Annotated in this window: 14 protein-coding genes; 10 read left to right on the top strand and 4 right to left on the bottom strand. The window is 39.0% G+C overall.

Going from position 1 to position 21,228, the window contains the following annotated elements; genetic code table 11:
* Positions 1 to 140 precede the first annotated feature (140 nt).
* Positions 141 to 1,724 (bottom strand): PucR family transcriptional regulator, encoded by a 1,584-nt coding sequence (locus IGJ23_RS11655; RefSeq protein ID WP_010720926.1) that lies wholly within the window; start codon positions 1,722 to 1,724, stop codon positions 141 to 143.
* 120 nt (positions 1,725 to 1,844) lie between these two features.
* Here IGJ23_RS11655 and fdrA point away from each other — a divergent pair, with 120 nt between their 5' ends.
* The 4 genes from fdrA (at position 1,845) to IGJ23_RS11635 (ending at position 8,397) form a co-directional block, all read left to right on the top strand.
* On the top strand, positions 1,845 to 4,856 hold the full coding sequence (fdrA, locus tag IGJ23_RS11650) for an acyl-CoA synthetase FdrA (RefSeq protein ID WP_438774991.1): 3,012 nt from the start codon (positions 1,845 to 1,847) through the stop codon (positions 4,854 to 4,856).
* Positions 4,849 to 5,682, top strand: a complete 834-nt coding sequence (locus IGJ23_RS11645) for a DUF2877 domain-containing protein (protein ID WP_438774990.1) — start codon at positions 4,849 to 4,851, stop codon at positions 5,680 to 5,682. Before fdrA ends, IGJ23_RS11645 begins: the two co-directional genes overlap by 8 nt.
* A gap of 10 nt (positions 5,683 to 5,692) precedes the next feature.
* Positions 5,693 to 6,937: an MFS transporter gene (locus tag IGJ23_RS11640; RefSeq protein WP_438774989.1), complete on the top strand. Its 1,245-nt coding sequence runs from the start codon at positions 5,693 to 5,695 to the stop codon at positions 6,935 to 6,937.
* 248 nt (positions 6,938 to 7,185) lie between these two features.
* On the top strand, positions 7,186 to 8,397 hold the full coding sequence (locus tag IGJ23_RS11635) for a dicarboxylate/amino acid:cation symporter (protein ID WP_240273652.1): 1,212 nt from the start codon (positions 7,186 to 7,188) through the stop codon (positions 8,395 to 8,397).
* Between the two features lie 181 nt (positions 8,398 to 8,578).
* Here the strand turns inward: IGJ23_RS11635 and IGJ23_RS11630 are convergent, their stop codons facing one another.
* Together IGJ23_RS11630 and IGJ23_RS11625 are read right to left on the bottom strand one after the other, a co-directional pair.
* The gene (locus tag IGJ23_RS11630) at positions 8,579 to 10,792 is read right to left on the bottom strand and encodes a GH92 family glycosyl hydrolase (protein ID WP_438775078.1); all 2,214 of its coding nucleotides are present in this window, start codon (positions 10,790 to 10,792) and stop codon (positions 8,579 to 8,581) included.
* The gene (locus tag IGJ23_RS11625; RefSeq protein ID WP_010720919.1) at positions 10,740 to 11,786 is read right to left on the bottom strand and encodes a GntR family transcriptional regulator; all 1,047 of its coding nucleotides are present in this window, start codon (positions 11,784 to 11,786) and stop codon (positions 10,740 to 10,742) included. Before IGJ23_RS11625 ends, IGJ23_RS11630 begins: the two co-directional genes overlap by 53 nt.
* 154 nt (positions 11,787 to 11,940) lie before the next feature.
* On the opposite strand from IGJ23_RS11625, the gene IGJ23_RS11620 reads away from it, so the two are divergent.
* The 3 genes from IGJ23_RS11620 to IGJ23_RS11610 are packed head-to-tail and all read left to right on the top strand — an operon-like array spanning position 11,941 to position 16,798.
* Positions 11,941 to 13,242: a glycoside hydrolase family 125 protein gene (locus IGJ23_RS11620; protein ID WP_438774988.1), complete on the top strand. Its 1,302-nt coding sequence runs from the start codon at positions 11,941 to 11,943 to the stop codon at positions 13,240 to 13,242.
* Between the two features lie 10 nt (positions 13,243 to 13,252).
* Positions 13,253 to 15,934 (top strand): alpha-mannosidase, encoded by a 2,682-nt coding sequence (locus IGJ23_RS11615; RefSeq protein WP_438774987.1) that lies wholly within the window; start codon positions 13,253 to 13,255, stop codon positions 15,932 to 15,934.
* Between the two features lie 3 nt (positions 15,935 to 15,937).
* A complete protein-coding gene (locus IGJ23_RS11610; protein WP_034700407.1) occupies positions 15,938 to 16,798 on the top strand; it encodes an ROK family protein in 861 nt (286 codons plus the stop codon).
* Between the two features lie 102 nt (positions 16,799 to 16,900).
* On the opposite strand, the gene IGJ23_RS11605 is transcribed toward IGJ23_RS11610, so the two are convergent.
* Positions 16,901 to 17,755: an RluA family pseudouridine synthase gene (locus IGJ23_RS11605; RefSeq protein ID WP_053766248.1), complete on the bottom strand. Its 855-nt coding sequence runs from the start codon at positions 17,753 to 17,755 to the stop codon at positions 16,901 to 16,903.
* 207 nt (positions 17,756 to 17,962) lie between these two features.
* Here IGJ23_RS11605 and IGJ23_RS11600 point away from each other — a divergent pair, with 207 nt between their 5' ends.
* The 3 genes from IGJ23_RS11600 (at position 17,963) to IGJ23_RS11590 (ending at position 21,000) form a co-directional block, all read left to right on the top strand.
* On the top strand, positions 17,963 to 20,134 hold the full coding sequence (locus IGJ23_RS11600; RefSeq protein ID WP_034867921.1) for a PBP1A family penicillin-binding protein: 2,172 nt from the start codon (positions 17,963 to 17,965) through the stop codon (positions 20,132 to 20,134).
* Between the two features lie 65 nt (positions 20,135 to 20,199).
* Positions 20,200 to 20,541 (top strand): YlbF family regulator, encoded by a 342-nt coding sequence (locus IGJ23_RS11595; protein WP_010720913.1) that lies wholly within the window; start codon positions 20,200 to 20,202, stop codon positions 20,539 to 20,541.
* A gap of 246 nt (positions 20,542 to 20,787) precedes the next feature.
* On the top strand, positions 20,788 to 21,000 hold the full coding sequence (locus IGJ23_RS11590; protein WP_010720912.1) for a hypothetical protein: 213 nt from the start codon (positions 20,788 to 20,790) through the stop codon (positions 20,998 to 21,000).
* Positions 21,001 to 21,228 lie beyond the last annotated feature (228 nt).

Below are 21,228 nucleotides of genomic sequence, written 5' to 3'. Positions count from 1 at the left end.
TCTGCTCCTTTGATAGTGAGACAAATCATCTCAATAAAAAAAGCTTGAATTTTTAATTCCTTTTTTCGAAGGAGATTAAAAGTTCAGGCTTTTTTAGTAAGTGATATTTTTCTAAGACCAACCAGATTTTCATTGATCAATTATTCTTTCTTTTCCAGTGCGCGCTGTCTCATTTTGATTACATAAGCTCCGATTTCATAGTTGGCCATCTGAAAAGCGTTGTTAAAATCAATGGCGAGCAATTGCTCTACTTTATGCAAACGATAGCGAATAGTTTTAGAATGGAGAAACATTTTTTCAGCAGTTTGTTTATAGTTACGATTATTTTGTAAAAAACAGTAAAAGGTTTCAAAGAGATCAAAGTTTGTTTGAGCGAGTGCCACTAAGTTTTGAGGAAGACTTTCTTCGATGGATTGAAGTTGTTCTTCTTGAATAAAATGTTTGAAGATACCGATATCTGCTAATGTCACAATCGGACCATTGTAAAAATCTCGATTGAAATTCAGAATATCAAGACATTCAAATAACAGTTCTTTGATTCCTTGTTTGGGTTTCAAGCTACTGATCGCAAAAGTTAAGTAGGGATTTTCTAAGAGAAAGTCTTGGACGACCCGTTGCAAATAAGCTTTTGTGATCGGTCCATCCGCCTGATCGAAATTATATAAGACAGCCGAATAGTGATGCTGATCAAAGAAGATTGCTTCTTTCTTTAAGGTTCGCAGTAGTGAAATGATCCGGGTTTTCATTAATTGTGTTTGGGTATCTTTTGTCGGAAATACAATAGTTTGATAAGAATCTTTTGACAACATATGGACTTCATGAAGTAAACTATTTAATTCATCAGGATTTTTAGGCGTATTTTGTAAAATGGCATCTGCTAAATTGTTCAACCGGGTGTAACGTTCTTTTTTTAAGAGACTTTCGGTATTGAATTTTTCTTGGAGGGCATCAATTGCATTTTCGATAATCACTAAATCAGTTTCTTTGACGACATCATCTGGAAGATAGACTAAAAGTAAACAGTTTGCTGAATAATTATTGAAAATCGCTACTTCAAGCGCATAGTGTTTTTGAGGGTTGGTATGGGCATATAGTGTTAACAAGGAATAATCATTTTTGGTGAAATCAGTGTTGCGCAAAGTTTCTCGTGCTAAAACAATTGCATCTCGAGGAATCTTCCCATCGCTGATTTCAATTCCTTTGTCGATCAATTTTAATGAAAAGGGTAATTTTATAATTCGATAAAATTCCTCCATAATCGTTTCAATAGAGGAAGACTGGCGTTCTAATTGGTTGAAACGTTGACGAACTTCATAATACGTTCGGAGTATATGGGACTGGGTATTTAACAAAGGTTCATAAATCGTCAAAAGGATTTTTTCATAACTGACCTCTTGCTTAATCTTGATCAAAGGAATACGGTACTTGAAACATAGATGGATAAATCGGTCAGGAATCGTTTTGATAAAACGGTCTGTCTTTAAAATCAACCCACTGATTTCGATTTGGCACATTTTAACAAAAAAATCTTCTAACTCTGCTTCCGTTAAATCATTTAAAGCGTAAAAAGAAGTGAGAATCAATTGATTTTTTTTACTCCAATTCTCAATATCGATCGCTTCTAAGATCATCGCTGTTGTTACTTCATTGTCTAAACCAATGTCTTTCGTTAGGATCTCGCCTTTTTTTAATTCACCTAGTGTCAAAAGCTCTTTTAGTTTCATCGTTTCCTCCTTTTTCCCCTTTATGGATAAAAATTATAGCATTTTTTTAGAAATACGTCCGATGAAAACACTTTCTTAATATCCTACAATAATAGTGTCAAAAGAAAGAGGAGGAGAAGGATGTTAAACACAGTCATTTTAAAAAATAATTACCAAGATTCAATCAATCTGATGCTTTTAACAAACAAAATCAACTCACTTGAACAAGTGGTCATGAGTCAAATCATGATGGGAACAGATGCGAATAAAGATATTTTAAATAATACCGATTTGTTAACAGATGAAGCAAAAACTGCCTCTCCAAATGATCTGATGATCGTGGTTTCAAGTGAAGACCCAGAAATAATGGATCAAGTACTACCGCTAGTCGACACGTTTTTAGCTGATTTGTCTGCAAAAAGTACTACGAAAGATAACCAAACAGTGACTTCTTGGCAAGAAGCATTGGATCTTTTACCAGAGGCAAATGTTGCTTTGTTCAGTATTCCAGGAGAATATGGGGCAGCAGAAATGGAACGTGCGTTGAAAAATAATTTACACGTTTTTTCTTTTACAGATAATATTGCGATTGAAGATGAAGTACGTTTGAAAAAACTAGCGCATCAAAAAGGGTTATTAATGATGGGACCAGATTGTGGTACGGGGATTCTTTCTGGCATTCCCATTGCTTTTACCAATGTGGTCGCACCTGGAAATATTGGAGTCGTAGGCGCATCTGGCACCGGCATCCAAGAAGTGACGACGATCATTGATCGACTAGGTGGCGGCGTGGTCCATGCCATCGGTACGGGGGGGCGAGATCTCAGTGACAAAGTCGGAGCAACTACCGTTAAAGATGCCATTATTGCTTTGGAACATCATGAACCTACCGATGTGATCTGTGTCATTTCCAAGCCACCTGCAAAAGCTGTGCGCGATGAAGTCGTACAATTATTACAGAGCATCACAAAACCGGTTGTTGCGATTTTCCTAGGTGAAAAGCCAACAAACCATGAAGGAAAAGTTTATTTAGCCCATACCTTAGAAGAAACTGCTCAAATCGCTGTTGATTTAGCAAATGAGCAAGCAATCAAGAAAAACTACTTTCAATCAATAGAAAAACCCGATGTGCCAGTTTTACCACAAGAAAAAGTGGTCAAAGGATTATATTCTGGGGGGACTTTAGCTGCAGAGGCAGGAATGCTGATCTCTGAAGCGTTGGATCTTGGTGGCTTAGTGAAAACGGAAGGCTATGTTTTAAAATCGCAAGGGTATGAAGTGATTGACTTAGGCGATGATCGCTATACTCAAGGAAAACCTCATCCAATGATCGATCCCGAAGTGCGGATTCAAAAGATTCAGGAATATGCTTCGGAACAAGATACGGGCGTTATCTTACTTGATGTCGTTTTGGGCTACGGAGCGCATGAAGACATGGTTGGTGCGCTACTACCAGCGATCCAAGAAGCACAAATGCAGGCTGAAAAAGCAGGGCGATTGCTTTATTTTGTGGCGACAGTTTGTGGCACGGCTAATGATCCGCAAGATCGTCAATCAGCTGTAGATCGGTTGCAAGAGGCAGGAGTATTTGTGACTGAAAGCAATGCGAAAGCTGTTCAGTTAGCTCTCCTATTAAAGGGTGTCACGTTATCTGAAGTAGATAAAGAACTACTTCCTTATACTGGGAGAACGGTAGAAGTTCCTCAACCGAGTGAACGTGTCATGGAATTACTGACGACAAAACCAAGAATCATAAACGTTGGTCTGCCAAGTTTTACTGAATCGATCCTTGCTTATGGTGGACAAACCGTTCAATTTAATTGGCGACCAAGAGCAAGTGGTAATCAAAAAATGATCAAACTTTTGGATAGCTTAGAAGAATACAACGAAAAAATAGAAGAAGAAAATCAACAAGTAACAGAAAAAATCAAAAATGCGCAACCATTCTTGATTGATGTAGTACCAGCAAAATCAGTGATTCCAGAGTTAAATGAGCCAGCAAAGAAAACGTTACTCCACGCTGGACCGCCCATTACTTGGGAAGGCATGACCGGTCCGATGAAAGGAGCTTGTCTTGGAGCAGCCCTCTTTGAACGTTGGGCAGAAGACGAAGAAGAGGCCAAAAAATTATTTGAAGCGAATGAAGTCCGCTTCATTCCTTGCCATCATGTACAAGCTGTTGGACCGATGGGAGGAATCACTTCTGGTAATATGCCGGTTTTTGTTGTAGAAAATCGATTAGCAGGAAATCGAGCATTTTGTATTTTGAATGAAGGAATCGGCAAGGTACTTCGTTTCGGTGCCTATTCGCAAGAAGTAGTGGATCGCCTTGATTGGATCAAAGAGGTATTAGGACCAACAATTGCTGAAGCGCTGGCGCTGACCGACAATGGGTTGAATCTAAATGTGTTGATTGCACGTTCTATCACGATGGGGGATGAATTTCATCAACGCAATATTGCTGCCTCGTTGAACTTTTTGAAAGAGCTGGCACCATTGATTATCCAAACGACTATTGCAGAAAAACAAAAATACGAAGTCATCAAGTTCTTGGCGGACACGGATCAATTTTTCTTGAATATCATGATGGCAACAGGGAAAGCCATGGTTGATGGTGCACGGCAAGGCAGTAAAGGGACAATTGTAACCACCATGACACGTAATGGGGTTGACTTTGGTATCCGAATCGCGGAAACAGGAGATACATGGCATAAAGCACCGGTAAATACCCCTAAAGGACTGTACTTTACAGGTTTCAGTGAAGCAGACGGGAATCCTGATATTGGTGACAGTGCCATCACGGAAACGGTCGGGGTTGGCGGAATGGCGATGGTTGCAGCTCCTGGCGTGACACGATTTGTCGGTGCTGGAGGGTTTGCGGATGCACTTGCCACTTCTAATGAAATGGCTAAGATCTGCGCCACCCATAATGCTACTTTTTCTATTCCAACTTGGGATTTTCAAGGGACTTGTTTAGGAATTGATATCCGAAAAGTGGTAGAAACTGGAATCACTCCTGTCATCAATACTGGAATCGCTCATAAAAATCCAGGAGTCGGTCAAATTGGTGCAGGAACAGTTAGAGCCCCACTTGCTTGTTTTGAAAAAGCGTTAGAAGCCTATGCTGAGAAACTAGGGATTATCATTGACTAGAGAAAATTGTAAAATCAGTGATTATTTGATTCCGTTGCATCAGTTTGGGAAAATCGGGAAAATCCACAGTGTCTTTAATCGGTCATTTAATATTGAGATTGGCGGACAGTTGATCAATCTAGCGGATTACTATGATTATCTTTCTAGCTTTGGTATTAATTTACCTCACTCCCTATTTCAGGAGTTGTTACCATTTATCCAACAAGGAAATCAAGTAAGGATCAGTGAAGAGGAATTGCTGATTTATAGTCGAGCAGGCGTCAAAAAAATTCATTTGAGCCCCTATACGATCGTTTCCTTGGATCTTACCCAATTAACGTTGACGAAAGCGCAACAGGTAACCTTGAAAACAAGGTTAGAAGAACAACACTTAACAAATAAAATCGGTCTTCCGCTTGATAATCGAACTCGTCATTTTTTTGAGAAAATGAGTCAAAAAAATCATTACTGGCGTTCGGAAGAATGGCAGGAGTTGATTCACTATTTAATTGGAAGAGGACAAGGATTAACGCCAAGTGGTGATGACATTTTAATCGCCTACCTGCTCATGTTGACAATTTGTTCAGATGCTCGAGGAGACGCTTTGATGCGTTCCCTTGAGCTGACTGAATTAGCTACAACTGATGTCAGTAAGGCCTATATCATTAGTTCTATGAAAGGTTATAGCAATTCTTTCTTTTATCAACTAATTTTCGCACTTTCCCAAACGGACTATGGAAAACTAGATCAATTGATCGCAAAATTGATGGCTATTGGTCACACATCGGGCAAAGATTTATGTTTTGGGCTGTTATTAGCTTTACAAGGAATAGAAAACGAAAAGTGAGGGAAGAGACATGGAGAATAGCAAACAACAGCAAGCAGTCAGGGTAGGAAATAGCTACTGGATCAAAGTAGTCGCTATTTTTTTCATCGGTTGGATTCTCATGTATGCAACACGAACCATTTTCAATCCGATCATGGGAGTGGTTGGTGAGCAGTTTGGTCTGAGTAATACTCAACTAGGTTTAGCAAATAGTATTTTTTTCTTAACTTATGCGATCGCACAGATTCCTTTTGGGATAATCGGGGACAAAATCGGTCGAAAAATGATTATTACGGTTGGTTTTCTTTTGTTAGCTGTAGCTACTTATTTTAGTGGTTTAGCGACTACTTTCGTATTGTTTTTAACTATTCGAGCGATCGCAGGAATTGGACAAGGGGCTTACTATGGACCACAATTTGCGTTATCTACTGAAGCAATCCCCAAAAGTAAACGAACGATTGGAAATGCCATTATTAACAGCGGCATGGCTTTTGGTACTTCTGGGGGTTATCTGCTATCCAGTAAATTAGTATTAGAAAATGGTGAATCTTGGAGTAAACCGTTCTTTATTATGGCATTACCCACGTTGATTGTGGGGCTTTTGTTCTATACAGTCTTAAAAGAAAAAGTGATTCGTCCAGGAGAAGAACCAGAAGAAGAAACAGGTCCTAAAGAGAAAATTTCATTAAAACAAATTTTTAGCAATCGTAATTTAGTGGCTGCGTTCATTCTCTGTTTTACCAGTATTTATGCCAATTTTGTGATTCTTACTTGGTTACCACAGTTTTTGATCGCTGAGCGTGGTTTTACTGGAGCAAGTGTTGGTTTTATTTCTTCTTTGGTACCTTGGGCATCGATTCCTGGAGCGCTCCTTTTTGCACGGATCAATGATAAAACCGGTGCTACAAAAAAATTAGTTTTTCTTTTAGTTCCTTTGGCAATTTTTTCAGTCTTCGCGATTGCTTTTGTCACCAATCGAACGTTGTTGATCTCGGTCTTGATCTTGTATGGATTGACTGGCAAATTAGCCTTAGATCCTATTATGGTAACTTTCGTAACGAAGCATGCACCTAAATCGGCATTAGGAACGTCCCTTAGTGCATACAACTTCATCGGGATGTCTGGCTCGATTCTAGCACCTTATGTAACGGGGTATCTAGCAGATACTTCAGGATCAATGCAAGTTGGCTTTTACTTATCCTGTGTATTGTTAGCCATTGGTTTGTTTCTCTTTGCATTTTTAGCAAAAGAAGAAACGTTACCTAGTGAATCATAAAAAGGGAGAAGTTGAGCTAAGTCTGTCGTGGTTGAAAAATACTTATTTGTGTTTTCAACGCAGATGGGACAGTAGCTCTAAAATAGCTCTAAAGTAGCTCTTAGGATAAGTCACATCAAGAATCGGTTGTTCTTAGATAAATAGGAGAATTTGTAGTTCATTACACGATATAGATAGTAGGTAAATGAGAAATGAGCTACTAGGAGAGTTCTATAATGCCAGTGATTCGACAAATGAGGTAGAAGACGATGAAAAAATTATCCATGATCACGCAAATTAGTCTAGCTTTATTCATTGGGATCATTGTGGGAATTATTTTCCCTGAAAGTAACGTTGTATTGCAGCCAATTGGGGAAATCTTTTTAAGACTGATGCAAATGGCAATCCCCTTATTGATTTTAGGACAGATCATTCAAGCACTCGGAGGTATTCAGCTCAAAGAATTAACAAGCATTGGAGCAAGGACCATGGCTGCATTTGCAGTTTCTTCCTTTTTAGCAGCTGCTTGGGGGATAGTAATTGCTGTTTTCTTTCATCCGGGACAAGGTATCAGCTTAAGAGAATCACACGAAACAATTCAAGTCCAAGAGATTTCGCTTCAAGAAACGCTCATCAATTTTGTACCTAAAAATATTTTTGAGTCACTCGCACAAGGAACGATTATCCAGCTCATTGTTTTTGCGCTATTTTTTGGCTTAGCGTTAAATCATTATTTACAAAAGCACCCTGAATCACAGCTTTTCCAACTGGTGATTGATTTTAACGAAGTAATTATTACAGTAATCAATTATGTGATGCGCTTGGCTCCAATCGGGATTTTTGCACTGGTCACGTCAAGTATTAGTCAACTAGGGATCCAAGTGATTGTACCGTTGTTGAAGTATTTACTGGTTTATAGTGTCGGCACGATCTTGTTTTTAGGTTTTTGGCTGTTGATCATTACTCTTTTTTGCCATTTAAACCCGTTACGAGTCATTCGTAACATGAAAAACATGTCGCTAGTGGCTTTAGCAACCACTTCTTCAGCGATCACTTTGCCTGTGGAACTAGAAGAAGCACAATACAAACTTGGATTAAGCAAACGAATCACTCATCTGGTATTACCTTTAGGGATGTCATTAAATAGTAATGGTTCAGCACTACACATGACTGTGACAGTAATGACGATTGCTCAAATGTACCAAGTAGATTTTGATTTAACGAAGATGATTTATTTAGCAGTTGTCGCTACCTTTGTTTCGTTGGCAAATGCTGTGGTACCGGGTGCTGGACTTGTATCATTAGCAATCATCGTTCCACAAATGGGTTTACCCATTGAAAGCATTGCAATTTTTGGAGGAGTTGAATGGCTGGTTGGTATGTTGCGTACGATCTTAAATGTTCATTCAGATGTCTATTCAGCAATCTTGGTTGCTAAATCTGTCAATGAAATCAGTCATGAGATTTTTAATGAAGGGTAAGAACGATCACAAAAAACATCCTTTGAGAGATGCTTATTCTCAAAGGATGTTTTTTTATTGTCAGTAGGAGGTAGGACATACTTGCCTAACATCCAACAAAGGATTGAAACCTCACTTTTTCTGCTTATTCCCACCAATGAAAACTAGACTACTGATTCTTCGTTTTCAGAAAAAATTAGAGTTATACATTCGCCTCCGATAAGGAGTAAGGTAGATCTGATTTTGAACGTGTCTTATTAGGAGGAACAATCCCCAACTGATAAGCAATCGTGCCACCAGTCAACAAGTCTTCATGTGTAAAGAAGAGTTTGCGATAGCTAGTTTCGTTTCTTGTGATCTCATGGATAAATTGTTGTTGTGGGTGATTAGGGCTTGTTTCGATTGTTAAATGTTCACCATTAGACAACGTAAGCACAGCTTTGTCGACTAAAGGCATCCCGATGACATATTCACCTGTTCCTGGCGTGACAGGATAAAAGCCTAAACTATTAAAGATATACCAACCTGCCATGCTCCCATTGTCTTCATCTCCTGGATAACCGGTCGGGGTATCATCGAATGTTTGTGTCAGCAATTGTTTGATCAATGGTTGTGCCATTTCGGGTTTCCCAATATAACTGAATAAATAAGGATAGTGGAAGCTTGGTTGATTGGAGATGGCAACTTGTCCAAACTCGATCGCTGCCATTTCACTCATTTCATGGATCTCAAAACCATAACCGCCAACTTCAAAAGTCGGTGCTTGGTTACATAATTCAATCAGTTTTTCTTCAAATTGATCTGGTCCACCGTGAGCATTGATCAAACCAGCAAAATCATGGTAAACAGCAAAACTACTTTGCCAAGCGCTACCTTCTGCATAATCCTGACCCCAACGTGTGGAAGAAAACGGAGTACGGAATCTTCCTTCGGGATCTTTGGAACGCATGAAGCCGGTTTCCGGATCAAAGACATTTTGATAATTGAAAGATTGCTTTTGATAGTGTTGTGCGGTTGCCGCTTCATTCAAACCGGTGGCTACTTGGCTGATACAAAAGTCACTATAAGCGTAATCAAGGGTGTGGTTGATTGATTCGTGGTAAGTATTTGGTACATAACCATATTTTAGATAATCAGTCGTTCCTTGACGTCCGTAATTTTGTTTTTCACTTTGGATCGTAGCACCTTTTTTCATTGCTTCGAGAAATTCAGCCATTAAATCTTTACGGATTCCCTTAACCGAGGCATCAGCGATCACTGCATCAATCAATGTTCCTGGCATGAGTCCACGCTCATCTGGCGAAAGCCATTTTGGTAAAAAGCCAGTTTCACGATAGCTGTTCAAAAAGCCTTCAAGCATCTCTTCATATTTTTCGACAGCAATCAAAGAGTAAAGTGGATACACTGTTTTATAAGTATCCCAAAAACCATTATTGGTATAAAGTACGCCTGGTTTTACACTTCGACTAGTGGTATCATAATGGATTTTTTGTCCGGTCGAGTCGATTTCATAGAACGTTTGTGGGAATAAAAATACACGGTAGAGATTGTGGTAAAACGTCCGTAACTGTTGCGGATCATGATGCTCGACTTTGATTCGGTCAAAATAGTTTTGCCATTGTTGTGAACTATTCAGCAAATAGTCATCAGGCGTTTGATGTAACTCTTGTTCTAGATTAAATGAAGCTTGTTCAGAACTGATGAAGGAAGTACCGAAACGAATGACTTGTTTTTTTACGTCGCCAAAATAAATCGGAACCGACCCAGCGTCATCGGCTGCTAACTGTGACAATTCCTTTGATTGGATTGGCTGTTCAAAATGTAAGACAAAATAGAACGTAAAATCAGGATCTTCGGCGCCTGCAAAATGAGTGACTTGTCCTTCAATCGTATAGGGATCTTTTAGAACTAATTGATGTTTACCAGGAAATGACAAAAGTAAACCGCTATCATTTTTGTGGTAATCAATGGTTAGGACACCACCGTACATGCTAGGGATCAACGTGGAGCGAATACCATCACGTAATTGGTTGATCGTTAAATGAGTTGGACAGAATGTGCTTTCTTCTGGACGATACGAACTTTGTGCATGGAACAGGGTATTCTCAGGTAATAACCCATTGATCGGAGTGAAGACAAAATAGCTGAAGTCACCCATCCATGGACTTGGCTGATGAGTCAAACGGTAGCCTTGGAAGGTGTGATCGTCAGGATGGAACCACCAGCTACCTTTTTGATCAGTTGTCTGTGGGGCAAAGTAATTCATCCCAAAAGGAACACCAGTATAAGGCTGGCAGTTCCCATTTGAGAAGTTCGCTTGATTGGCTGTACCGTGACGAGTATCAATATGTTGAATGTTCATGTTAAATCTCCTTTGTTGAGTGTCGTTTAATAAATGAGACTGGTTGGCTCGTATCTTCGGGAATGTTATTTGTTTTGAGCCAAGTGATCAAAGCATTTCCTGCAAGTTCTCCTAGTTGGTGGAAATCTTGAGCAATCGTTGTTAATGGTGGATCAACTAAAGCGGCTGCTTGGATATCATCGAATCCAACGATCGAAAAATCATCTGGGATACGATAGCCTTGTTGTTTTAAATGATTCATCGTCTGAATAGCTACCAGATCGTTTTCGCAGACAAACGCAGTGACCTGATGTTCATTGATGTAGGTCAGTAACGTTTCAATCGTAGTGCCTTTTGCATCTAAAGTTGTATGAAACGGCAAATTGGCTTTGTCCAAAGCTTCCAGGTAACCCAAGTATCGTTGTCGGACAGATTGTGGATGCGCCTGTTCACCAAAAAGATAGGCAATCTTTTTATGCCCTTTTGAAATCAAATGAGCCGTAGCCAAAGAACCACCTTGGAAATTATCTGAAAGGACAGTTGGAAAAGGAAGTTCATAGATTTTTTTATCTAAAACAACAACTGGGAATTGTTTCAATGATAATTCAAAGAGCAGATCCAGATGTTGATCGGTCGCAAACGCATAATAAATCATTCCGTCAAATTCTTGCATGATTTCCTTCGCCGTTTTGTTTGCCAGAAAATCAACAGTCGTCATCATGACCTCTAACTGATTTTCTTGCATCACTGGATTTAGTCCTTTTGTAAAATCTCCGACAGAAAGGTCAGATAAAAAGGGAAGTAGGAACAGGATGCGACTATTTTTAATCACATCGTTTCTATTAAGATCACTAGTCGTTGCTTTGACAAAACTGCCTTTTCCTCTGACACGATAAATCAGACCTAATTGTTCTAATTCAGTTAATGCACGTTTAGAAGTGATTCGACTCACTTGATACTTGGTGGACAATTCCTTTTCGGTAGGTACCTGGCTGTCAACAGGTAACGATCCATCAGCAATTGCTTGTTGTAAGTCATGAAAGATTTGTTGGTATAGTGGTTGATTCATAAAAGCACCTTCTTATAAGATATATCATATAAAGATCATAGCATAAAACCACTAAAAGTAAATAAGAAAAATCTCATTTTGAAAGCGTAGACAATTGTAAAACGACGAGGTATAATCCTCTTATGATATATCAATAAAGAAAAGAGGAAAATAAATGGCATATAAAGATATACCAAAGTCAGTTCAACAGTTTATAGATGAAATTACTGCAAAATGTGGGGAAGAGCATGCAGATTGGGCAACGAATTTCTCTGCTGCCTTTGCTAATACATTGTTAACGACAGTCAAAAGACATGAAGACGGGACGACTTTCTTATTAACTGGTGATATTCCAGCGATGTGGTTGCGTGACTCCACCGCTCAAGTCCGTCCATATTTAGTCATTGCAAAAGAAGATGAAGACTTAGCTTCGATGATTAGTGGGCTTGTCAAAAAACAATTTGAATATATCAACATCGATCCATACGCAAACGCATTCAATGAAGAAGCAAATGGAGCGGGGCATCAAAGTGACCATACTGAAATGAATGATTGGATCTGGGAGCGTAAATATGAAATCGATTCCTTATGTTATCCTATCCAATTAGCTTACTTATTATATAAGAACACTGGTCGAACGGACCAATTGAATGATTCGTTTGTTGAAGGAATCAAAAAAGCCTTACATGTCTTCAAAACCGAACAAGATCACAATCAATCTCCTTATACTTTCGAAAGAGATACGACGAGGAAAGAAGATACCTTAGTCAACGACGGGCGTGGAAGTACAGTTGCACCAACTGGAATGACTTGGTCTGGTTTTCGTCCAAGCGATGATGCGTGTCAATATGGCTACCTCGTTCCTTCAAATATGTTTGCTGTAGTAGTGCTGGGTTATATTGAAGAAATCTTTACGAACATTCTCACGGAAGAAACAAGTAGTAAAGCAATCCTTGAAGAAGCCAAACGTTTAAAAGAAGATATCCAAAAAGGAATCGAAGACTATGCGCTGACTAAAAACCAACAAGGAGAAACTATCTATGCTTATGAAGTTGATGGATTAGGAAACGCTTCTATTATGGATGACAGTAATGTACCTAATTTGATTGCTGCTCCGTATTTAGGTTACTGTTCTTCCACAGATGAACAATATTTGGCAACAAGAAAAACGTTACTAAGTAAAGAAAACCCTTACTTCTATGAAGGGAAATATGCAAAAGGGATCGGATCATCTCACACTCCAGAAAATTACATCTGGCCGATTGCATTAGCGATGGAAGGGATGACCACTGAAGATAAAGAAGAGAAAAAGCGGATTTTAGATTTATTAGTTGCGACAGATGCTGGTACACATTTGATGCACGAGGGGTTTGATGTCGATGATCCAAACAACTACACCAGAGAATGGTTCTCTTGGGCGAACATGATGTTTTGTGAATTAGTGATGGATTACTTTGATATTCGAGTAGCGAAATAGGAGGAATAAAATGAAAAAGAAAGTATATATCATTTCACACAGTCATTGGGATCGTGAATGGTACATGGCTTATGAACAGCATCATATGCGTTTAGTCGAATTGATGGATGATCTTTTGGAATTATTTGAAACCGATCCAGATTTCAATAGTTTCCATTTAGATGGACAAACGATTATTTTAGATGATTATTTACAAGTACGTCCAGAAAAGAAAGAAGCGGTGCAACGAGCAATTGACGCGGGGAAATTAAGGATCGGTCCTTTTTATATTTTACAAGATGATTTCTTGATCAGTTCAGAAGCGAATGTCCGTAATATGTTGATTGGAATGGAAGAAAGTAAGAAGTGGGGAACGCCTGTGATGCTCGGTTATTTCCCGGATACTTTTGGAAATATGGGGCAAACACCACAAATGATGAAACAAGCAGGACTTTCAGCTGCTGCTTTTGGACGAGGCGTAAAACCAATTGGCTTTGATAATCAAGTCTTGGAAGCAGAAAATTATTCTTCTCAATATTCTGAAATGTGGTGGAAAGGACCAGATAGCACAGAAATCTTTGGGTTACTGTTTGCCAATTGGTACAGTAATGGAAATGAAATCCCGACTGAAAAAGAGAAAGCAAGAGCCTTTTGGGACCAAAAGCTGGCAGATGCAGAGCAATACGCATCAACCGATCATCTGTTGATGATGAATGGAGTGGATCATCAACCGGTTCAAAAGGATGTAACAGCAGCAATCAAATTAGCGAATGAATTATATCCAGAGTATGAATTTATCCATTCCAATTTTGTCGATTATCTTGCAGCGGTGCAAAAGGACTTGCCAGAAGAACTTGGTTCCGTTGAGGGAGAGTTGACCAGTCAGGAAACAGATGGCTGGTATACGTTAGCGAATACTGCTTCAGCACGTGTCTATTTAAAACAATGGAATACTAAAGTTCAAAGACAAATTGAAAATATCGCTGAGCCATTAGCAACGATGGCTTATGAAGTTACTGGTAAATACCCCCATGATCAATTAGATTATGCGTGGAAAACGTTGATGCAAAATCATCCACATGACAGTATTTGCGGGTGTTCGGTTGATTCTGTCCATCGAGAAATGATGACACGTTTTGAAAAAGCAGATGAAGTAGGGAAGTATTTAGCAGAAGAAGCGATCAAACAACTTGCCCAAGCGATCGACACTAGCAGCTTACCAGCAAAAAGCTATCCTTTCTTAGTTATGAACACGGCTGGATCAGCAAAGACTGGTGAAGCAGAAATAACGATTGAGTTAGAAAGAAAATGTTTTGCAGAAGGAACACCTGAGAAATTATATGAAGAATTAGAAAAGCAACCACCAAAAAGCTATCATGTAGAAACATCCAATGGTGAAGAAGTCCCTGCATCACTATCAGAAACATTTGTGACGTTTGATTATGATCTGCCCAAAGATCGGTTTAGGATTCCTTACATGGCGAGAAAAATCACGGTCACTTTACCAGTGAGCGAAATGCCAGCTTTTTCTTGGAACACGTACGTATTAATAGAAGGAAAAGCTAAAGAAGAAAAAGAGACGATGATCCAAAAAGATGGACGAGTATTAGAAAATCAACAAGTTCGGCTAGAGATCCAACCGAATGGCACCTTGACGTTGAAAGACAAAACGACGGGCAAACAACTAGATGAATTATTGACATTCGAAGATGTTGGGGATATTGGAAATGAATATATCTTCAAACAGCCTGAAAATGACCAACCTATTTTATCAAAGGAAAATGATCAAAGTACCGTAGAAGTCGTAACTGATACGAGTGAATTAGCACAAGTAAAAGTTACCCAGGAATTATTGATTCCAGTAGCTGCTGATGAACGTTTAGCAAAAGAACAACAGATGGTCATTGAGTTTCGTCACCGTAAAGCAGGTCGTTCAAAAGAAAAGCGTATGTTAGAAGTAACAACTGTTATCACTTTAAGAAAAGACAGCAAAAAAATCGACTTTGAAACAAAAGTGAATAATCAAATGGATGATCATCGCTTACGTGTGTTGTTCCCAACAAAGTTACATGTGAAACAACATCAAGCTGATAGTATTTTTGAAGTGGTTACCCGTCCCAATGATGTATCAAGTAGTTGGGGAAATCCAACAAATCCACAGCATCAACAGGCGTTCGTTCATTTAGAAGGAAACGATTATGGAGTAACAGTTGGCAATTATGGATTAAATGAATATGAAGTAATCGATGACAGTGTGATTGCGGTGACTTTACTACGTTGTGTAGGGGAATTAGGAGATTGGGGATATTTTCCAACACCAGAAGCCCAATGTCATGGGGTACATTGCTTTAACTACAGTATCGAAGTGCATCAGCCAGAAGAAAAATTTACTAGTTACCATCATGCTTATAGCGCACAGATTCCTTTTTCTACCACGCAAATGGCGATTCAAACAGGAACCTTGCCAGCTGAAAACAGCTATTTAACTTGCGAAGGGGAAACGTTTGCAATTACTGCTTTGAAACGAAGTAAATTTAGTGATAAAGTAGTGGTGCGTGGGTTTAATCTGTCCGGTCTTGATTCACCATTACAAATCACTAAAAATGGGAAACAAGGGGAATTATTGAATCTGCTAGAAGAAACAGTTGAGCAAACGATTGCTCCGACCGTTAGACCTTATGAAATTCGGACAATCGGATTCGAGGAGGAATAAGCAATGTATGGTGGAATAGAAGCAGGGGGAACAAAATTCATCTGTGCCGTTTCAAATGAAGGCGTTATCGTAGAAAGAGTAAGTATTCCTACAACTACACCTGAAGAAACACTAAAGCAAGTATTTGATTTTTTTGATCAATATGAACTAGAGGCGTTAGGGATCGGTTCGTTTGGTCCGATCGGTATTGATAAAAATGCCGATAATTATGGGTATGTTTTAGCAACACCTAAACCTGGATGGGGCAACTACAATTTTTTAGGCAGCATCCAAGAACGTTACGGGATTCCGATGGCTTGGACGACAGATGTGAATGCAGCAGCTTACGGCGAATTGCTAAAAGGAGCCGCACAAGGGAAAAAGAGTTGTATTTATTTGACTGTCGGTACAGGGATCGGTGCCGGTGTGGTCCTTGAAGGAGATATTTTTTCTGGACTTGCCCACCCAGAAATGGGGCATATATGGGTAAAACGTCATCCAGAGGATACCTATGAAGGAACATGTCCTTACCACAAAGATTGTTTGGAGGGGTTAGCGGCTGGACCTTCAATTGAGGCACGAACTGGAATCAAAGGCCAAGAACTTCCTCAAGATCATCCAATATGGGACATCCAAGCCTATTATATTGCTCAAGCATTGATCAATTATACGTTGACGTTAGCTCCTGAAAAAATCATTTTAGGTGGCGGAGTGATGAATCAAGACCACTTGTTGCATAAAATTCGACAACAATTCGTTGAGTTAATGGGTGGGTACATGGAAACGCCACAAGTAGATGAGTACATTGTACGCTGGGGGCTGCCGAATGAGAGTGGAATTATTGGCAGTTTGCTTTTAGCAGAAAAAGAACATGGTAAACAATAAGGTGTATATATTCTATATATAGTAATAAAAAACGGCTAGAGGTGTATCCCTAGCCGTTTTTTGATTGTGATCAGTAGTGGATCGCTCCTTACAATAGTGTCTTTACCATAAACCAGGGAGGGCTTTTGCGACAATGGTTTCTTGCGTGAAAGGATGAGACATGTGTAATTCTAACGCATGGAGCATGAGACGGTTCGCAGGCCGTGTTTGGTAAAGTGGATCACCGACAATGGGATGACCAATGTGAGAGAGATGGACCCTGATTTGATGAGTACGTCCGGTTTCCAAGACACAGTAAACCTGAGTCTGGCCATTTACTACTTGATCAACGGAAACATGTGTGAGAGCCGTTTGACCTTTATGAGGATCTACCACCCGTTTTCTGCGATCGTGCCGATCACGACCGATTTTATCTTTTAAAATCAAATCCTCTTTGATTGTTCCCCAGACAAGTGCTTGGTATCGTCGATAAATCTTCTTTTGTTCCAACATTCTGCCTAGGATAGGTAAAACAAAGGGATTTTTAGCAAATAAAATTGCACCACTTGTTTCTTTGTCCAATCGATGCACGACATAAGGGCGTTGCTCTTTTTTCTTTAAATACGCAGCTAAATGATTCAATAAAGTATCATTTTCGGTTGGTTCATTCGGATGAGTTTTCATGCCGGCGGGTTTATTGACAATGAGTAAATGATCGTCTTCATATAATGGTTGGACGAAGGAAGCTTTACCCAATTGGACTTCTTGGTATTGATAATCAGTTTCTTCAAAACGTAACGTAATATGGTCACCAGCGTGGACTTCAAAATGAAATAAGGCAGGTTCTTGATTGATCCACACATTTTTTCTTATACGTAAAAAGTGGCGGACTTTTCTTGGAACGAGCCATTCTTGTTCTAATAATTCTCGAATGGTGGTTGTTGGCTGGGTGTCAGGTAACGTAATCGTGATTTCCATAAAAATACTCCTTTTAGCAAAAATGCAGCTCTATTGTACCATTTTTAAAACTTATTTAAGAAAAAAGTGACTAATTTCTGATACTTCTTATGCTAAACTATCGTCAAAACTTAAAAAAACAGTTTGCCTACATCTCAAGCAGGAAGAATGAAGAACGTACCTGTGGTAGAATAAGGCGATTCAATCAAATAGACAGGAGAAGAATAAATGGATTTTCAAAGCATTTTAAGTAAAATAAAAGCTGCTTTGATCAGTTTTTGGCATTGGATTAAACCTTATTTAGGGCGATTCCATCGATGGCGAAAACGTATATGGAAAAAGTATCATATCAATAAACTGATCCTATTGATTGGCTTGATCTGTGTATTGATCGTCAGTATCTATCTTTTTATTTTAGCAAAACAGGCAAATGTCTCCACATTAAAATCGGGGCTAAGTCAGTCTACCGTTATCTATGATAAAAAGAATGAAGAAGCAGGCACCCTGTATGCTCAAAAAGGAACTTATGTGGAATTGAATGCAATCTCTCCAGATATCCAAAATGCGGTTATCTCAACCGAAGATCGTAATTTTTATCAGCATCATGGATTTGATATCAAAGGGATCGCTCGGGCAGCAGTTCGGATGGTCCTTTCAGGTGGCACTTCTGGTGGAGGTGGGAGTACAATTACCCAACAATTAGCTAAAAATGCTTATTTGACACTTGATCAAACTTTTGACCGTAAAGCAAAAGAATTATTTTTAGCCATTGAAATTGAAAAGAAATACAGCAAAGAAGAGATTTTGACCATGTATCTCAACAATGCTTATTTTGGAAATGGGGTATGGGGCGTACAAGATGCTTCAAGGAAATACTTTGGGGTAGATGCTAATCAGGTTAATTTAGCAGAAGCGGCAACGTTAGCTGGGATGCTTAAAGGTCCGGGTATCTATAATCCGATCGATCACCCAGAAAATGCAAACAATCGAAAAAACACCGTATTGAGTGTCATGGAAGAAAACGGCAAGATCACGAAACAACAATACCAAACGGAAAGCAAAGTGGATATCAAACAATACGTGAAAGATACGTATGATAATTCGGAATCAGGCTATCGCTATCCTTATTACTTTGATGCCGTGATTGATGAAGCAGTCAATGATTATGGTTTAGATGAAGAAGATGTGATGAACAAAGGATACAAAATCTATACATCACTTGATCAAAATTATCAAAAACAATTAGAAACAACGTATCAAAACAATGCACTGTTTCCGGCAAATGCTGCGGATGGGGCAATGGTTCAATCCGCATCAGTCGCATTAGATCCTAAAACTGGTGGAGTTGAGGCGCTGGTAGGGCGACGTGGCGAACATGTTTTCCGAGGATTCAGTTTTGCAACACAAATGAAACGTTCTCCTGGCTCAACGATCAAACCTTTGAGTGTGTATGCACCAGCGTTAGAAGCGGGATACACCCCAGCAAGTATTTTGAAAGATGAACCATTATCTTATTATAAAGCTCATAATTACGACGGAACGTACCGTGGTGAAGTACCGATGTATCAGGCGGTTGCTGAAAGTTTGAATCTTCCTGCTGTATGGTTGCTTCATGAAATCGGTCTTCAAAAAGGTTATGATAAAGCAGAAGAATTTGGATTACCTCTATCGAAATCAGATAAGTATTATGGTTTAGCATTAGGTGGTTTAGCTAAGGGAGTTTCGCCGTTAACGATGGCTGGAGCTTACAGTGCATTTGCTAACGCTGGTAAAATGTACAAACCACATCTGATTACTAAAATCGTGGATTCAACGGGTGCAGTAATTGTTGACAAGACCAATGAAAAACCTAAACAAGTCATTTCAGAAGAAACGGCTAATCAAATGACTTCAATGCTGCTTGGGACTTTTTCTAATGGGACAGCCGTTGCAGCTAAACCGGCTGGTTATACAGTCGCAGGGAAAACAGGAACGACTGAAACCAATTTTGATCCTACCAAAGCTAACGACCAATGGATTGTTGGCTATACGCCTAATGTCGTGATTTCAACTTGGATGGGATATGAAGAATCTAGTGAATTGCATTATTTAGCAGGAACAAGTGGGAATGTGGTTGGTAAAGTCTTCAAATCGGCCGCAGAAGGCATTCTTCCTTATACTGAGCAAGAGCCTTTCCCTGTAGCAGATGCATATGCGACTGGCGGAAAAGTAGTCCCTGCTGATCAAGTCAATAATAATACGCAAACCAATGAGAACTCAGAACAATGGAAAGAAAATCTGAATAAATACGGGGAACAAGCTAAAGATGGGCTGAAAAATATCGGTGATATGGTAAAAGAAGGCGTAAGAGGTTTAGGTGAAGCTGCGAAAGATCTCTGGCGGAAATATCAAGGACAGTAATCCTATGAAAAACGATAAACAAATGGTACAATAAAACTAAACGATCTATAGAAAAGAGGCTAACTATGTCAAATATTTATGATAGCGCAAATCAAATCGAACGCGAGATTCGCGAATTGCAAGAATTCAAAGCTTTAGAAGAAGCCTATGCAAAAGTTAAAGCAAATGAAGAAGCACATCGTCTATTCAAAGATTTTCAAGCGATGCAAATCGAATTGCAGGAAAAACAAATGAGCGGGCAAGAATTTAGCGATGAAGATGCAATGAAAGCGCAAGAAATGGCAATGAAAATTCAATCAGAAGAAGTGATCAATGATTTGATGCAAAAAGAACAACAATTCAGCACGATCATCAATGACTTGAATCGCATCATCATGACACCAGTTAGAGATTTATACAGCGAGTAATTAACGTTGTAGAAAATAATTTAGCCAGAACAAGCAAAAGCAACGTAAAACAAAATTGTTTTGCGTTGCTTTTTTAGTATGAAGAAATCAGACGGGGATAACTCATAGAAAATTAGCTTATTTTTCATTGTTTAATAAATAATTATTGTTAACCTAGCTATAATAGCTGATTTTGTCTATTATAGAAGCGTAGAAATGTCTATTCAAGTAGTGAATTTCTCTCATATAAAGCAAGGAGGTGGAGCGATGAAACACAAAAAATTTTCTTGGAAAGATTTTTGGGAAATCAGTGGCTCGTATCTTTTCACGATTATTTTGCTACCCGCATTTTATTCTTTAACTACAAATCAGCCATTAACAAATGTTTTTAGCGACCAATATCTGATCGATATTCTTCTCTTGTTTCTTTTTGTGATCTTGCCATTAGCTATTTATAAAGGTGTGCGGTATCGAAAGTAAGATATGAGAGATATTTGATGATTGAGCATGAAAATAGCTAGCCATTGCAGTAATCGTCTGAAGTACCGATGAGTCTAAATAAGAAGATAGGCAACTAAAGTAGGTTAGACCAATAGAGAGAAATAAAGTAAGGTGCTACTAAAATTAATTTTTAGCTTGACCATTCTTTTTTTTAATGGTAAAGTAATTGACGTTGCTGAAAAAGAGAAAAAGATAGTGGAATTTATT

Origin of the sequence: Enterococcus sp. DIV1682a (genome assembly GCF_051711005.1) — a bacterium.
GTDB classification, from domain to species: domain Bacteria; phylum Bacillota; class Bacilli; order Lactobacillales; family Enterococcaceae; genus Enterococcus_B; species Enterococcus_B hirae.
The sequence above is the reverse complement of the archived record's forward strand: the minus strand, read 5'-3'. Positions and strand labels throughout refer to the sequence as shown.

Bases quoted from the DNA above. Each gene is read 5' to 3' on its own strand.
- IGJ23_RS11655 (WP_010720926.1), bottom strand. From the start codon at position 1,724: ATGAAACTAAAAGAGCTTTTGACACTAGGTGAATTAAAAAAAGGCGAG.
- fdrA (WP_438774991.1), top strand. From the start codon at position 1,845: ATGTTAAACACAGTCATTTTAAAAAATAATTACCAAGATTCAATCAAT.
- IGJ23_RS11640 (WP_438774989.1), top strand. From the start codon at position 5,693: ATGGAGAATAGCAAACAACAGCAAGCAGTCAGGGTAGGAAATAGCTAC.
- IGJ23_RS11635 (WP_240273652.1), top strand. From the start codon at position 7,186: ATGAAAAAATTATCCATGATCACGCAAATTAGTCTAGCTTTATTCATT.
- IGJ23_RS11625 (WP_010720919.1), bottom strand. From the start codon at position 11,786: ATGAATCAACCACTATACCAACAAATCTTTCATGACTTACAACAAGCA.
- IGJ23_RS11620 (WP_438774988.1), top strand. From the start codon at position 11,941: ATGGCATATAAAGATATACCAAAGTCAGTTCAACAGTTTATAGATGAA.
- IGJ23_RS11615 (WP_438774987.1), top strand. From the start codon at position 13,253: ATGAAAAAGAAAGTATATATCATTTCACACAGTCATTGGGATCGTGAA.
- IGJ23_RS11610 (WP_034700407.1), top strand. From the start codon at position 15,938: ATGTATGGTGGAATAGAAGCAGGGGGAACAAAATTCATCTGTGCCGTT.
- IGJ23_RS11605 (WP_053766248.1), bottom strand. From the start codon at position 17,755: ATGGAAATCACGATTACGTTACCTGACACCCAGCCAACAACCACCATT.
- IGJ23_RS11600 (WP_034867921.1), top strand. From the start codon at position 17,963: ATGGATTTTCAAAGCATTTTAAGTAAAATAAAAGCTGCTTTGATCAGT.
- IGJ23_RS11595 (WP_010720913.1), top strand. From the start codon at position 20,200: ATGTCAAATATTTATGATAGCGCAAATCAAATCGAACGCGAGATTCGC.
- IGJ23_RS11590 (WP_010720912.1), top strand. From the start codon at position 20,788: ATGAAACACAAAAAATTTTCTTGGAAAGATTTTTGGGAAATCAGTGGC.